Origin of the sequence: Tardiphaga sp., assembly GCF_044336785.1 — a bacterium.
GTDB lineage: Bacteria > Pseudomonadota > Alphaproteobacteria > Rhizobiales > Xanthobacteraceae > Tardiphaga.
In genome coordinates, this window is record NZ_JBIIOT010000035.1 from 32,506 (window position 1) to 48,478 (window position 15,973).

General features: G+C 61.3%; 10 protein-coding genes. 5 read left to right on the top strand and 5 right to left on the bottom strand.

The features are described from left to right. Positions 1–82: 82 nt before the first annotated feature. Positions 83–2,332, bottom strand: coding sequence for a TonB-dependent siderophore receptor (locus ACIQ2A_RS12445; RefSeq protein ID WP_398479457.1), 2,250 nt, complete (start codon positions 2,330–2,332; stop codon positions 83–85). A 235-nt stretch (positions 2,333–2,567) separates the two neighbouring features. Next, positions 2,568–4,274 carry a methyl-accepting chemotaxis protein gene (locus tag ACIQ2A_RS12450; protein WP_398479459.1) on the bottom strand — a complete coding sequence of 569 codons (1,707 nt, stop codon included), beginning with the start codon at positions 4,272–4,274 and terminating at the stop codon, positions 2,568–2,570. Positions 4,275–4,640: 366 nt separating this feature from the next. Between ACIQ2A_RS12450 and ACIQ2A_RS12455 the strand changes: the two genes are divergently transcribed. The 5 genes from ACIQ2A_RS12455 to ACIQ2A_RS12475 all read left to right on the top strand — a co-directional run bounded on the left by ACIQ2A_RS12455 (position 4,641) and on the right by ACIQ2A_RS12475 (position 10,337). Further along, positions 4,641–5,549: a DMT family transporter gene (locus ACIQ2A_RS12455; protein ID WP_398479471.1), complete on the top strand. Its 909-nt coding sequence runs from the start codon at positions 4,641–4,643 to the stop codon at positions 5,547–5,549. 94 nt (positions 5,550–5,643) lie between these two features. Then, positions 5,644–7,143 carry a sensor histidine kinase gene (locus ACIQ2A_RS12460; RefSeq protein WP_398479461.1) on the top strand — a complete coding sequence of 500 codons (1,500 nt, stop codon included), beginning with the start codon at positions 5,644–5,646 and terminating at the stop codon, positions 7,141–7,143. 147 nt (positions 7,144–7,290) lie between these two features. Beyond that, positions 7,291–8,262 (top strand): Bug family tripartite tricarboxylate transporter substrate binding protein, encoded by a 972-nt coding sequence (locus ACIQ2A_RS12465; protein ID WP_398479473.1) that lies wholly within the window; start codon positions 7,291–7,293, stop codon positions 8,260–8,262. A gap of 139 nt (positions 8,263–8,401) precedes the next feature. Further along, entirely contained in the window at positions 8,402–8,692 is a 291-nt protein-coding gene (locus ACIQ2A_RS12470; protein ID WP_398479475.1) for a GIY-YIG nuclease family protein, read from the top strand. A 289-nt stretch (positions 8,693–8,981) separates the two neighbouring features. Continuing rightward, entirely contained in the window at positions 8,982–10,337 is a 1,356-nt protein-coding gene (locus ACIQ2A_RS12475) for an esterase-like activity of phytase family protein (protein WP_398479463.1), read from the top strand. A 107-nt stretch (positions 10,338–10,444) separates the two neighbouring features. On the opposite strand, the gene ACIQ2A_RS12480 is transcribed toward ACIQ2A_RS12475, so the two are convergent. The 3 genes from ACIQ2A_RS12480 to serA form a co-directional block, all read right to left on the bottom strand. Beyond that, a complete protein-coding gene (locus ACIQ2A_RS12480) occupies positions 10,445–12,133 on the bottom strand; it encodes a cache domain-containing protein (protein WP_398479465.1) in 1,689 nt (562 codons plus the stop codon). Positions 12,134–12,410: 277 nt separating this feature from the next. Then, the gene (locus tag ACIQ2A_RS12485) at positions 12,411–14,090 is read right to left on the bottom strand and encodes a methyl-accepting chemotaxis protein (RefSeq protein WP_398479467.1); all 1,680 of its coding nucleotides are present in this window, start codon (positions 14,088–14,090) and stop codon (positions 12,411–12,413) included. Positions 14,091–14,288: 198 nt separating this feature from the next. Beyond that, on the bottom strand, positions 14,289–15,878 hold the full coding sequence (serA, locus tag ACIQ2A_RS12490) for a phosphoglycerate dehydrogenase (protein WP_398479469.1): 1,590 nt from the start codon (positions 15,876–15,878) through the stop codon (positions 14,289–14,291). Between the last annotated feature and the right edge of the window lie 95 nt (positions 15,879–15,973).

Below are 15,973 nucleotides of genomic sequence, written 5' to 3' on the forward strand. Positions count from 1 at the left end.
GACATAAACCAGATTGACCAGAAACGCGACAGCGGCGGGAAGAGCCGTAAGCAGAGCGTCCCGCCGCCAATGTCAGGTCAGCTTACCACTTGTAGCCGATGCTGCCGACGACACGGCGGCGATCACCGTAGAAGCAGGAATTTTCCGCAGCACAGCTCGCCACATAGATTTCGTCCGTAACGTTGTTGGCGTTGACCGCAAAGCGCCAGTTCTGCCAGTCGTAATGCACCGACAGATCGGCCAGCACGCGCGACGGCACCACCAGCGTATTGGCCTGGTCCGCGAAAGAACCGCCGACATAGCGCACGCCACCACCAAAACCGAAACCACGCAGGACGCCATCCTGGAATGTGTAGTCAGCCCAGCCCGATGCCATTTGCTGCGGCGTGTTGGTCGGGGTCTTGCCGATCAGCGCAGGGTTGAAGTCCTTGCTGACGAACAGATTGTAGGTCGTGAACGAGCCCACCACCTTGAAACCCGGTGCCAGATTGGCAACGGCCTCGAGTTCCAGACCGCGCGAAGTGACTTCACCACTCTGGGTGGGGATCAGGATATTGGCGGGATCCGTGGTCAGTGCGTTCTGACGCTTCAGGTCGAAATAGGCGAAGCCGAAGTGACCATTGAAGCCGACTGGCTGGAACTTGACGCCGACTTCTGTCTGCTGGCCGGTTTCAGGCAATAGCAGTTGGTTAGAGCCGTCGAGACCGATGACCGGATTGAAGCTGGTGGCATACGAGATGTAAGGCGCAAGACCATTATCGAAATTGTAGATCAGGCCGGCACGACCACTGAACTTGCTGACATCGCGCGAGAGTCCCGAGGCAGTCTCGTTGGTATCGACCCAGTCATTGCGGCCCGAGAGCACCAGCGTAAAGCGATCAAGTTTGATCTGGTCCTGCAGATAGACACCAGCCTGCCTTTGGGTCAGCGTGGTGTCGCGATAGGGTGCAGCCGTCAGAGGGGCGGCGCCGGTATAGACCGGATTCAGCACATTGATCGGCGTGATCGTCCCACCAAATGCCTGCGTATCGCCGATCGAATAGTGCTTCAAATCGAGCCCGAACAGCGCCGTGTGGCTCAGAATGCCAGTGGTGAAGCGATATTCGAGCTGGTTGTCCATCTGCGCCTGGTCAGCAATTCCGCGCGTCACGAACGGATAGCGCTGGAAGTCACCGGTCGTGGCATTGGCATAGGGATAGCCGCCGGTGATGCCCGCATAGTTCACATCGACATGGGCATAACGCGCATTCTGACGGAAGGTGATGTTGTCCGACAAATGGCGCTCGAACTGATAGCCGAGCATCTCCTGCTCGCGCTTGAACTTGTCGAAATTCGGCTCACCACCAAAGAAGCTGGTCGGGATGCGACCGAACGGGGCATTCGTGACTGTGCCGAGATAAGGCAAGAACTGCGCTGCGCGTGTTTCATTGTAGGACGCCGAGCCAAGAATTGTCAGCGTCGTGTCAGCATCCGGCTTCCAGGTGAGCGACGGTGCGATGAAATAGTTGTTGTTCGGCGTGAAATCGGTCTGCGTGCCGCCATTCTGCAACTGGCCGACAATGCGCGTGTAGAGCTCGCCATTGCCCGGCGCCAGCTTGATCGGCGTGTTGATGTCGAAACCGAAATAGCCGTTACCGAAATTGTCGACACCCGTCTCGATGTAACGGATCGGCTCGGCCTGCGGCAGCTTGCTGACCGCATTGACGATGCCGCTCGGGCTCGAGCCACCATAAAGAATCGCCGAAGGACCGCGCAGAACCTCGACGCGTTCCATGTTGAAGGGCTGCAGCTTCCAGCTGGCATAGGACGTATAGAACAGCTGCATGCCGTCGAGGAACATGCTGTTATCATCGGACTTGAAGCCGCGGATGATGAACCAGTCATTGCGATTGTCAGCGCCGAAAGTCGCGGAAAATACGCCGGGCGCGTAGCGCAGAATGTCGTCGAACTTGCGCGGCGCCTGATCGCGGATCTGCTCGGCGCCGATCACGGTGATGGACTGCGGCGTTTCGTTGATCGGCGTATTGGTCTTGGTGCCGGTGGACGAACGATTAGCCACATAGCCTTGAATCGGACCGCGCGGGCTTTCCACGAAAACATTGCTGCGTGGCGGCTGAGCGACCGGACGCGGCGCGACCACGGTACGGGCCGCGCGCGGCGCGCGCTGGGCGGCCGCGCGGCGGCGCTGGGCTGGCTGGTTCACCACGACGGGCGGCAGGTTCTGCGCGCCGCTTTGCGTATTCGACTGCGCATGCGCCGAATCGAAAGACAAGATGCTGAGCGCGCCGGCCGACGACAACAGTGCAAGTCGCGAGAAATGGATGATGTTCAAGATGGGCCCCCGTGATCCATGCCGCTCCTGCGATCACTGGATCTGCTATTTCAGGCATCGGGGTTATTCGGGCGCGCACGAGTCCGCCAATAGAACCATTCCAAAATTGTCACAATCGGCAGAGCTGTGACCTAAGCGCCGCACTCTGTGTATGGATATGTCGCGAGTGCTATTTCAAAGCAACATAACGATACCGCCAGCATATAGGCCGACGGTATCGTCCCGACAAATCGACTTAAGCTGCGCGGACCGAGCGCAGGAAATTGCCGACCTCGCGCTTCAGACGCGCGCTTTCGCCCGACAGCGATTGCGCGGCGCTCAGCACATGCGACGATGCGGACCCCGCTTCCTCGACACCGCGCTGAACGTCGGTGATATTCGCGCTCACTTGCATCGTGCCTTCCGCGGCTTGCTGCACGTTGCGCGAAATCTCCTGGGTCGTGGCGCCCTGTTCCTCGACAGCAGCGGCAATCACCGAGGCGATCTCCGACATCTGGCCGATGGTGGTGGAGATCTCCTTGATCGCCGACACCGAGTCTTCGGTGGCCTTCTGGATACCGGAGACCTGCAGGCTGATTTCGCCGGTCGCCTTGGCGGTCTGCTCGGCAAGCGCCTTCACTTCCGCAGCCACGACCGCAAAGCCGCGACCGGCTTCACCCGCACGCGCTGCCTCGATGGTGGCGTTCAGCGCGAGCAGATTGGTCTGCCCGGCAATCGTATTGATCAGCTCGACGACGTCACCGATGCGGGCTGCCGCAGCGGCCAGTTCACTGACGCGGTTGTTGGTGTTGTCGGCCTGCGAGACGGCTTCGCCGGCGATGCGCGCCGCACTCTGCACCTGGCGGCTGATCTCGTGCACAGAGGACGACAGCTCCTCCGTCGCAGCGGCGACGGACTGCACATTGGTCGCGGCCTCTTCGGATGCGCCGGCAACGGCCGTCGCGCGCACTTGCGAATGGTCCGACGTGGCGCTCAGCGTTCCCGCCGAGGCTTCGAGTTCGGTCGAGGCAGACGACACGGTCTCGACGATCTGACCAACAGCGCCCTCGAATTCGGTTGCGAGCTTCATCATGTCGGCCTTGCGCTGTTCGGCGGCACGCGCTTCCATCGCCACCTGCTCCGCCTTCATGCGCTCGACTTCGAGGCCGTTCGCCTTGAACACCGCAAGCGCCGTGATAATCTCGCCGATTTCGTCGCCGCGCGACGTCGCCGGAACATCCACCGTGAGGTCGCCCTTTGCGAGCGTGTTCATGGCCGCAATGCTGGCCTTCAGCGGAAGTACGATGGTGCTGCGCGCAATGAAATAGCTGAGCACGATCGACACCAGCATCACCGCGATCGTCGCATAGACGATGGTCCACAGGGTCTCCTGCGCGGTCTCGAGGAAATCGACCTTCTTGATGCCGACATAGAGAATGCCGATGACATTGCGGTTGGCATCGAAGATCGGGTCATAGACGGTCATATAGGGCTCGCCCAGGATCGCGACTTCGCCGCGGAACGCGGTCTTGCGATCGAACACGGACTCATAGGCCGGCCCCTTGGCGAGCTGGGTGCCGATGGCACGCGTGCCGTCGGCCTTCATCACATTGGTCGAGATGCGGGTATCGTTCATGAAGATCGTGGCGGTGCCGCCGACCAGCGTCTTGATCTTGTCCACGGCCGCGAAATTGCCGTTCAGTGGCTTGCCATCGGCGAGCAGCTTGCCGTCGGCGATGCTGAACTTGTCGCCGCTTTCGCGCAGCACATCCCATGCGACACGCATATTGGTGTCGACACGCTCGGTCGCAGACTTGGTCGCGCCCTGTTCGAGCACGTATTTCGCGACGAAGGTCACGCAGACGCCGAGGGTGAGAATACCGGTCACCGACATCGTGATGATCTTGGGGCCGAGACTGAAGCCGCGACCATTGGCTTTTGGCTGGGAAGCGGGCACTGACATCTGCAATCTCCTCGCGCGCGCAAACCCCTCGGCTGGCGCTGCAATGGTGGCAGGTCCCGCACTCAATAGTGCTGCCATCGCGATCGGATGGCGGGGTCCTGCGGCTGAAAAAGGTTTGGCTCTACACCGTCCAGTCGTAGGTGCCGGCCGTTGGAAATCGGTTAAAGTTCGCCCAGCGAAATTGGTATAATGGTATCAATCTTGCTTTCCAACGGTTTTCGGATACCGAACAGGAGAGCCTCGGGCCGCGCCTTTTCGACACAGGTACCTCAACCAGCCAGACCGACGCATGGTGGCCAAGCACCCGCGTCACTTGTGCCAGTGGCCGAATTGCCCGCCTATGGATGGACAGATCTCGTCGGGCCGATGTCCTCCACGCCAAAGCATTCCCCCCTTAGCTGGTTCGCCAACCAGCCCTATCTCCTGCTCAGCCTGACCTCGCTGTTCTGGGCTGGCAATATCGTGCTTGGCCGCTATGTCGCCGGTCACGTTCCTCCGGTGACGCTGTCCTGTGTGCGCTGGATCGGTGCCTTCTTCCTCCTGCTCCCATTCGCATGGGTGCCGCTGCGCTCTGACTGGCCTGTCATCCGCAAGCACCTGCCTCTGGTCCTCGTGCTGGCATTCACCGGCTTTGCGGCCAACACGGCCCTTGCCTATTGGGGGCTGCAATACACGCAGGCCCTGAACGGCCTCCTGATCCAGTCCTCCGGCCCGCTCTGCGTGGCGCTATGGACGCTGATCCTGTTCGGCGTCCGGCTGACCTTGGCGCAGTTGCTCGGGATCGTGGTGTCGATGACCGGCGTATTCGTCATCATCCTGCGCGGAGATCTGACGGCACTTGCCAGCATCGAGATCAACAAGGGCGACGCCATGCTGTTCGGCGCCCTGCTGGTGTTCGGCATCTATTCGGCCCTGATGATCAAACGACCGGTGACGCATCCAATGTCGCTGATCGCAGCAACCACCGGTTTCGGCGCGCTGATGAGCGTCCCGGCCAGCCTGTGGGAGCTCAATTCCGGTACACCGCTGTTTTTCGACCGTGTGACGTTGCTCGCGCTCGCTTATGCAGTCATCTTCCCGTCTGCGCTGGCCTATCTGTTCTTCAATCGGGGAATCGCATTGATCGGCCCGAACCGGGCGGCGCCGTTTTTGCACCTGATGCCCGTATTCGGCTCGGCGATGGCGATCGTCTTTCTCGGCGAACAGCCGCAAGCATTTCACCTGACCGGCTATGTGCTCGTGATCTCCGGCGTGATCATCGCCTCACGTCGTTGAGGCATCGGACCGCAGAAACGGGGGATGGCGGCGGCTCGCGAATAACATTAGTATATCGACGCCGCTTCGCCAAAGAGAGAGCTCCGGACCCACCGTGCGAAAACTGTCATTGCCGGTTCGTTTGGCTTTGCTCGTGGCAGGCTCCACGCTCCCGCTCATCATCTTCGTCAGCGTCGTCATCTATCGCGGCTACGAGAAGGACCGTGAAGATGCTGCAACGCGCGTGCTCGAAACCGCACGCAGCCTGCGCATCGTCCTCGACGCGGAGATGCAACGCATCACCGGCAGCCTGCACATCGTATCGCTGACCAGTTCCCTGCGTAGCGGAGATTTCGAGCGCTTCCGCCGGATCGCCGACGGCTTCCTCGCGCAATATCCGCCCGGTGGCGCCATGATCATTGCCGATCGCAACGGCAGGCAATTGTTCTCGACGACGACGACCGATGTGAGCGCGCTGCCGCCACGGAACAATATGGACGTGGTGCGTAAAGTATTCGACACCGGCAAGCCTGTATTCTCGAACGTCTTTGTCGGCTCGGGCATCAACCGGCAAATCCTGACCGTGGAAATCCCGGTCACGATCGATAACCATGTCGTCTACGACATCTCCTTCATGCTTCCGACTGCGATGTTCCAGAGCATGATCGAAAAGCAGCGCCCCAATGCCGATTGGGCCGTTTCGATATTCGATGCGGAGGGCACCAATTTCGCCCGGGTGCCAAATCCGCAGGAGACTGTCGGCAAGAAGGCGTCGCCGACGCTGCTCGCCGAAATGTTCAAGGCACAAGAGGCGACGTTCCAGACCATTTCGCTCGAAGGCGTGCCGCTGATCACGGCCGTCGCGCGCTCATCGATGTCGGGATGGATGGTTGCGTCAGGCATCCCGACGAGTTCTCTGGTCCTTCCGCTGCTACACAATCTCGCCATCACCATTGCCATCGGCATTCTGCTGATGCTGGTCGGCGTCGCCTTTGCGCTGCGGATGGCAAGCGCCATCGCGCGCGGCGAGACACTGCAGGCCCTGCTGGTCGAAGAGCTCAATCATCGCGTCAAGAACACCCTCGCCGTGCTGCAGGCAATCGCCAGCCAGACATTCCGCAGCGCCTCCAAAAGCGAGCGCGAGACTTTCGACGGCCGGCTCGGCGCATTGGCGCGAGCGCATGACCTTCTCAGCCAGGAGAAATGGGCCGGTGCCGGAGTGCACGATGTCGTCAACCGCGTGCTTGAGCCCTATTCCGTTCTGAACACACCACGCATCACGATCTCCGGCCCCAAACTGCCGCTGACGCCACCGCGTGCGGTGATGATGTCGATGATCCTGCACGAGATCGCGACCAATGCCGCCAAATACGGCGCACTGTCCAGCGACGGTGGCAAGATCACCATCGACTGGAAGCAGTTGCCCGAGTCATCGCCGCCGAAGCTGCAGATGACCTGGGTCGAATCCGGAGGCCCGCGCGTGACGGCACCGACCCGCAAGGGCTTTGGCTCGCGCCTGATCGAACGCGGCGCGCGCGACCAGCTTGGTGGCAGCGCGACTGCCGACTTCCTCCCCACCGGTGTCGTCTACACGATCGAATGCGCGCTGGCCTGATACGTCCGGCAACCGAACGCGCGCATATGCGCTGAACTACAATCGCCCTTTTCTCTTTCTCCGATCGATCGGCTCGGCTAGGTTGTTCGCAACAATCTCGGCCACCAAGGTCGCTATCAGGAGAGGAATGGAATGACCGGACTTCGAGTGTTTCGCAGCGTCGTGCGCACCACGATGACCGTTGCGCTGATCGGCGCAGCAACCGGCGCGATGGCCCAGACCGCCAATTACCCGAACCGACCGATCACATTGGTACTGCCCTTCGCCGCCGGCAGCGGAACAGACACGACCACCCGTCTGATTGCCAAGGAACTCGGCACCGCGCTGAACACGACCACCGTGATCGACAACAAGGCCGGCGCCAACGGCTCCATTGCCGCCAGCTTCGTGGCGCGCGCGCCGGCCGATGGCTATACGCTGTTCGTCACCACGAACACGACGCATTCGGCCAATCCGTATCTGCTCAAGACGATGAATTACGATCCCATCAAGGATTTCACGCCGATTGCGCGCACCGGCGACCTGCCCTTCATGCTGGTGATCAATCCGGAAATCCCCGCCAACACGGTGGAAGAACTGATCGCGCTCGCCAAAAAGAATCCCGGAAAATACACTTATGCCAGCGGCAGCTCGTCGGCGATCGTCTCGGGCGCGACCTTCGCACGGCTTGCCGGCATCGACATGCTGCATGTTCCCTACAAGAGCTCGCCGCCGGCCATGACCGACGTCATCGCCGGCCGCGTCAGCATGATGTTCACCGACGTGCCCACGGGTCTGCCGCATGTGAACGCCAAATCGCTGAAGGCGCTGGCGGTCACGACGAAGTACCGCTCAAAGATCATGCCCGATCTGCCGACCATGGACGAAGCCGGCGTGAAGGGTTTCGACGTCACCTCGTGGCAGGGCTATCTTGGCCCGGCCAATCTGCCGAAGGACATCGTCGTCAAGCTCAATGCCGAGATCCGCAAGATCGTCGAGCGCCCCGACATCCAGAAAGAACTCGCCGGCCGTGGCATGGAAGCTTTCTCCGGCACACCGGAAGAGTTCGACGCGTTCCTGAAAGATCAGCTGGTGGTGTGGCAGAAGCTGATCGAAGGTGCGGGAATCGAGAAGCAGTAATGGTGCGTCGTCCCCGCGCAGGCGGGGACCCATAGCCTCCGTCCTGTCCAGGGATGTCCGCACGCGCGTTCGAGCGCCGTCGCACTGACCGTGGTTATGGGTCCCCGCCTGCGCGGGGACGACTGTGGAGGGGGTCGTGGTGTATTACGTGTACATCCTCGCCAGCGCTCGACACGGCACGCTCTATATCGGTGTAACGAACAATCCTGCCAGACGCCTTGCGCAGCACAAGACCGGCAAAGGCTCTAAATTCGCGCAAGCCTACAAGGTGTTTCGCCTCGTCTATGTCGAAGGCTACGACCGTCCCAGCGATGCGATCGCGCGAGAAAAGCAACTGAAAAAGTGGAATCGCGACTGGAAGATCAGGCTGATCGAGGCTGATAATCCTGAATGGAGTGATCTGTCGCCGCTGCTGGTGCAGGGCTATTGAAGCTCGCCCTATTCCGTCGTCCCCGCGCAGGCGGGGACCCATAACCTCCGTCTTCTCTAAGAAAACTCAGGCCCAACCAGTTGTGCGCCGTCGCGCTGACCGTGGTTATGGGTCCCCGCCTACGCCGGGACGACCAATGAGACAGCACCCACCGGCCTAACCCGCAGCCCCGGCGACGGGATGCCGCAGGGATTTCCACCGCTGTCATCCCGCCTTCATGGAACCGTCGCCTGATCGTAACCGCCACTCTTCAGAACACCGCGCGTGATCACCTTGAAGAGACAAAACCATGCGCAACACATTCCTTTGCTCCGTCGCTTCCCTCATCTTGCTGTCTTCCGCCGCTTTCGCGCAGTCGGAAGGTGAATTCCCAGCCAAGCTCGCCGGCCATGCCGTGCTGCCGGCCAACTCGACCATCGAAGCGCCGGCCGATGCGCCGAGCGACCTGAAGACCTCGGGCAAATACACCACCGGCAAGCGCGTCGAAAAACTCGGCAGCGTGATGGGCAAGTCCAAGGAGCGCGACACCGGCATCATGCTCCCGATGCAGGGCCAGCCACTGCAGGGCCATTCCGGCATCAAGACCATGCCCGATGGTTCGTTCTGGGTGCTGACCGACAACGGCGCCGGCTCGCGCGCCAACTCGCCCGACTACATGATCTATCTCAACCGTCACAAGATCGACTGGAAGAGCGGCAAGATCGAAAAGCAGGAAACCGTGTTCCTGCACGATCCCGACAAGAAGGTGCCGTTCCGCATCGTCCATGAAGACACCGCGAAGCGCTATCTGACCGGCTCGGACGTCGACACGGAAGGCTTCCAGATCGTCGGCGACAATTTCTGGATCGGCGAAGAATTCGGCCCCTACATCATCAAGGCCGACAAGACCGGCAAGGTGCTCGAAGTGTTCGACACCGTGGCCGACGGCAAGCCGGTTCGCTCGCCGGATCACTGGCAGGTCGCCTCGCCGGGCGCACCGGGCGCCAGCTACACCAATGTGAACCTAAAGCGCTCCAAAGGCTATGAAGGTTTTGCGGCGTCGAAGGACGGCAAGTTCCTGTACGGCCTGCTCGAAGGCCCGATCTGGGATGCCGAGAAAAAGGACTGGGAAAAGGTCGATGGCAAGGAAGCTGCGCGCATCCTGGAATTCGACGTCGCCGCCCAGAAGTTCACGGGCCGGTTCTGGCACTATGTGTTCGAGACCAATGGCAATGCCATTGGCGACTTCAACATGATCACCGCTGACAGCGGCCTGATCATCGAGCGTGACGATGGCGAAGGCACCAAGGACAAGGCCTGCGCCGACGGCAAGCGCGGCACCGACTGCTTTCCGGACCTGCCGAAGCTGAAGCGCGTCTACAAGATCGAGATGAACGACAGCAATGTCGGCAAGCCCGTCCGCAAGGTCGGCTATATCGATCTGCTGAAGATCCAGGACCCGAACAAGCTGGCGAAGAAGCCGCTGAACGATGGCGTGCTGGCCTTCCCGTTCTTCACCATCGAGAATGTCGACCAGGTCGATGCGACCCATATCATCGTCGGCAACGACAACAACCTGCCGTTCTCGTCGAGCCGCGATCCGAATAAGGCCGACGACAACGAATTCGTGCTGCTCGAAGTTGCCGACTTCCTGAAGGCGAAGTAAGCAAATCTCAAAGACACTCCCGAGACGCGAAAGCCCTCCCGCAAGGGAGGGCTTTTTCTTATCCCTCCCCCCTGCGCCGCTTCGCGGCTTGAGGGAGGGAAGGACAACTAAGCCGCCCGCACCTTTGCCAGGAACTCATCCACCGCCTTGCGCAGGATGCCGGACTGACCATCCAGCTCCTTTGCATTGTTGAGCACGGTGCCCGCCGCCTGCCCGGTCGCTTCCGCGGCCGCGCTGACGCCGCCGATATGTTTGCTGACTTCGTTCGACCCCGCCGCGACCGACTGGATGTTGCGGGCGATTTCCTGCGTCGCCGCGCCCTGCTCTTCCACCGCCGATGAGATCGTGGTCGTGATCTGGCTCATCTGCGCGATGGTGCCGGTGATGGCATTGATGGAGCTGACGGCATCGCTGGTCGATGCCTGCATCGCCGCAACCTGGGCCGAGATCTCTTCCGTCGCCTTGGCGGTCTGGCTCGCCAATGCCTTCACTTCCGATGCGACGACCGCAAAGCCGCGACCGGATTCACCGGCACGCGCGGCTTCGATCGTCGCATTGAGGGCGAGCAGATTGGTCTGCGACGCGATGCTGTGAATGAGCTGCACCACCTCACCGATCTTTTCGGCGCCGCTGGCGAGCTGCTGCACCGTGGCATTGGTGCGCTCGGCATCGCCGACAGCGCGGCTGGCGATTTCGCTCGATGCTGCGACCTGACGCAAAACCTCGCTGACCGACGCCGACAACTCTTCCGCGGCAGCTGCCACGGTGCCGACATTATCAGACGAACGCGCCGATGCCGCGCCCACTGTCGATGCGCGCGAACTTGCATCGCTGGCGCTTGCGGTCATGGATTGCGCCGTGCCCTGCATGCCGGCGGCGGCCGCAGAAACCGAGCGCACGATGCCATTGACACTGCGTTCGAAATCGTCGGCGAGACTATCCATCGCCGCACGACGCTCGGCCACAGATCGCGCCTGCGCTTCGGCCTCGACCTTTTCGAGTGCGCGCATACGCAATGCATTGTCCTTGAACACCTGAACCGTCGCGGCCATCGCGCCGATCTCGTCGTGGCGCCCGATTTCCGGAACGGCTTCATCGAGTGCGCCGTCGGCGAGGCCGCGCATCCGCGCTCCCAAACGACCGAGCGGCAGCGTGATGCTGCGGCCGATCATCCAGGCCAGCACACCGAGCACGGCAATCACGGCCAGCGCTGCGATCACCACCGATCGCGTGCTCTCCCACACCTGCGCCTGCAGGTCGTCGATATAGACGCCGGTGCCGATCACCCAGCCCCATGGCTCGAAGCCGACAACATAAGAGAGCTTTGGCTGCGGCGCGTCCTTGCCGGGCTTGGGCCAGAGATAATCGACAAAGCCGGCCTTCTGCTTCCTCACCACATCGGTGAATTCGACGAACAGGCGCTTGCCGTTCGGATCCTTGTTGGCCGACAGGTCCGAGCCATTCAACTCCGGCTTGATGGCGTGCATCACCATTTTCGGATGCATGTCATTGATCCAGAAATAATCGCCATTGCCGTAGCGCAGCTTTCCGATACGGGCTGCAGCCGTTTTGCGCGCAGCTTCGTCGGAGACGCCGCCCCGCTGCACCGACGCATGTTCTTCCTGCGCGATACCGAGCGCGAGTTCGGTGAGATGGGTCAGTTCACCCTGGCGCTGCTGCTTGAGCGATTCACTGAGCGTGCTGAGCTGCATCCAGGCGAGGCCTGCGAGCCCGCAGAAACTCAGACCGATGATGCTGTAAAGACGAAGGCCGATGGAAAGCCGGATAGGCGGCATGAAGTCACCCGTGCAATGATGCTGAAATATGTAGTCACCATTGCAGCGGGTGGTTTCTAGTTCATGAAGTGAGCGGCCGCCGAACCGTGGCGCGATACCAGCTGCTCAACTAAAATATACAAAAAGGTATTTAGCGACCGATTTGATAGTAAGCCATTCGTCTATGGCCGGCCGATGCTACGATAGGACGCACGGCCAAGCCTGTCCGGGAAAAGTGAAATGCCTGCGAACGCTTAAAAGCCCTCCTCGTCCGAGGGCCTTTGATTCGCTACCTCTCCTAAGCGGCGCGCACCTTGGCAAGGAAATCATCGACCGCTGCGCGCAGCAGGCCGGATTGCCCTTCCAGTTCCTTGGCATTCGACAGCACCTGCGATGCCGCCGAGCCGGTCGCCTCGGCAGCACTGCTGACACCCCCGATGTGATTGCTGATCTCGCTAGCACCTGTCGAGACCGACTGGATGTTGCGGGCGATCTCCTGGGTCGCAGCGCCCTGCTGCTCCACCGCTTCCGAGATCGTGGTGGTGATCTGGCTCATCTGGGCGATGGTGCCGGTGATGGCGCCGATCGACGCGACGGCCTCGCTGGTGGAAGCCTGCATGGCCGCGACCTGTGCCGAGATTTCCTCGGTCGCCTTGGCGGTCTGGCTCGCCAGCGCCTTCACTTCGGAGGCAACGACTGCAAAGCCGCGGCCGGACTCGCCGGCACGCGCGGCTTCGATCGTCGCATTGAGCGCCAGCAGATTTGTCTGCGACGCGATGCTGTGAATGAGCTGCACCACTTCGCCGATCTTCTCGGCGCCACTGGAGAGGATCTGCACCGTCGCATTGGTGCGTTCGGCATCGCTGACGGCCTTGCTGGCAATCTCGCTGGAGGCCGCGACCTGACGCAGCACTTCGCTCACCGAGGCCGACAGCTCTTCAGCGGCTGATGCGACCGTGCTGACATTGTCGGACGAGCGGTTGGACGCGGCACTGACCGTGGCGGCGCGTGCGCTGGCATCGCCGGCCGTCGCCGTCATCGATTGCGCGGTGCTCTGCATGCCGGCAGCCGCCGTGGACACGGAACGAACAATGCCGGTCACGCTGCGTTCGAAGTCGGTTGCGAGTGTTTCCATAGCGGCACGACGCTCGGCTGCGATACGTCCCTGCGCATCCGCCTCGACCTGCTCGAGCGAGCGGATGCGTAGCGCGTTGTCCTTGAACACCTGAACCGACTTCGCCATCGCACCGACTTCGTCGCCGCGGCTGACGCCCGGAATGTCGGCGTCCAACTCTCCCTTCGCGAGCGTCTCCATGCGTGCGCCGAGTTCGCCGAGCGGCGCGGTGATGCTGCGGCCGATCAGCCAGGCGATGGCACCGGCTACTGCGGCAATGGCCAACATCGCAAGCCCGAGCGCCCAGATGATCGGCTTCAGATGCGCGTCGAGATCATCGAGATAGGCGCCGGTGGCGATGAACATGTTCCAGCCTGGAAGTGCGGCTGCATAGCCCATCTTGCGCGACGGCACCGTTTCATTCGGCTTCTGGAATTCGTAAGTCAGGACATGCGAGCCCTTGGCCGCGACGCCATCGCGGAATTCCTTGGTGATGGCCACGCCATTGACCAGCGTGTTCAGCCGGTTCGATCCCGGTTTGAAACCAGGCAGATGAACCACATCGCCATCCATGGTGTAGATGAAGAGATAGTTGCCGTTGTCATAGGTCATCGGCTCGATGCGACGCACCAGCTCTGCCGCGGCCGCTTCCTTGGTCAGCTTGCCGGCCGCAACATCCTTCTGAATGTTGGCGGCAACATTCGTCCCGATCTCGACGATCGATTTCAGCTGCAACATGCGCGCATCGAGCATCTCGCTCTTCATCATCTGGGCCGCGAAGATCCCGGAGGCGCACAGGCCGATCATGGTGACAGCCACCAGGACGACCAGCTTGTAGGTGATACGGATATTGGCGAGCTTCACGGTTTCATTCCCCCAGGCGCGCGACTTCAGTCGCTGATTCCTCGGTCAAACGTACCGGGGTAGTGTTCCCAAATCGTTACACCCGCCGGACGAGACGAAAGGCCGACACCGATCTAAACGGGAAATTTTTCCGTGAAACGAAAAATCCCCGCCTTTCGGGCGGGGATTTTGCTGAGCGTCAGCCTTTGTCTGGGGCGCTTAGAAAGCCAGGGTTTTGGCCTGTTTCACCTGCGGCAAGGCCTGCACCTTGGCCAGCACCTCGGCCGGCACGGCGCCATCCACCTCGACCAGCGCGATGGCGTCGCCGCCCTGGCTCTGACGACCGAGATGGAAGGTCGCGATATTGATCTTGGCATCGCCGAGCAGCGAGGCGAAAGCACCGATGAAGCCCGGCTTGTCTTCATTGGTGATGTAGACCATCGACTTGCCGAACTCGGCATCCACGCGGATGCCCTTGATATCGACCAGACGCGGCTTGCCATCGGCATAGACCGTGCCGGACACCGCGCGCTCCTGCCTGTCGGTGGTGACAGCGATGCTGATCAGGCTTTCATAGTCGCTCTGCGCCGCACGGACGACTTCGTCCACCACCATGCCACGTGCGCTCGCCACGCTCGGCGCCGAGACGACATTGATATCACCCAGCATGGGGCGCAGCAGGCCCGACAGCGCCGCCGAGGTCAGCGCCTTGATCTTCATCTCGGCAACCGCGCCTTCATAGGTGATGGTCACCTTGGCGATGTCGCTGTCGGTGAGCTGGCCGGCGAACGAGCCAAGCTTCTCGGCGAGCTCGATGAAGGGCTTCAGCTTCGGCGCTTCTTCAGCAGTGATCGACGGGAAGTTGATCGCATTGGAGATCGCGCCGGACAGCAGATAGTCCGACATCTGCTCGGCCACCTGCAGCGCGACATTCTCCTGCGCTTCATTGGTGGATGCGCCCAGATGCGGCGTGCAGATCACATTGGGATGGCCGAACAGCACGTTCTTGGTGGCGGGCTCCTCGACGAACACGTCGAAGGCGGCACCGGCGACCTGGCCGCTGTTCAGTGCGTCAGCCAGCGCCTGCTCATCAACGAGACCGCCACGCGCGCAATTGATGATGCGCACGCCCTTCTTCATCTTCGCGATCGCCGTTGCGTCGATGATGTTCTTGGTCTTCTCGGTCAGCGGCGTGTGCAGTGTGATGAAGTCGGCGCGCTTGAACAGGTCGTCGAGCTCGACCTTCTCGACGCCGATATCCTTGGCGCGCTCCGGCGACAGGAACGGATCGAAGGCGATGACCTTCATGCGCAGGCCGAGCGCGCGATCGGCGGCGATGGCGCCGATGTTGCCGCAGCCGATCACGCCCAGCGTCTTGCCGGTGATCTCGACGCCCATGAAGCGGTTCTTCTCCCACTTGCCGGCTTGCGTGGAGGCATCGGCCTGCGGGATTTCGCGGGCGAGCGAGAGCATTAGCGTAATTGCGTGTTCGGCAGTGGTGATCGAATTGCCGAACGGCGTGTTCATCACGATGATGCCCTTGGCCGTGGCCGCGGGGATCTCGACATTATCCACGCCGATGCCGGCGCGGCCGATCACCTTCAGGCGCGTCGCCTTCTCGATGATCTTTGCCGTGGCCTTGGTCGCGGAGCGGATAGCGAGGCCATCATAGTTGCCGATGATCTCGGCGAGCTTGTCCTTGTCCTTGCCGAGGTTCGGCTGGAAATCGACATCGATTCCGCGATCCTTGAAGATCTGCACGGCAGCGGGGGAGAGAGCGTCGGAGATGAGAACTTTGGGGGCGGTCATGGGATGTGATCCTGAAAATGGGAGCCAATGTAAGTGCGGCAAACGCAGCTAGGCTCCCTCTCCCCGTTCTGACGGGGAGAGGGTTGGGGAGAGAG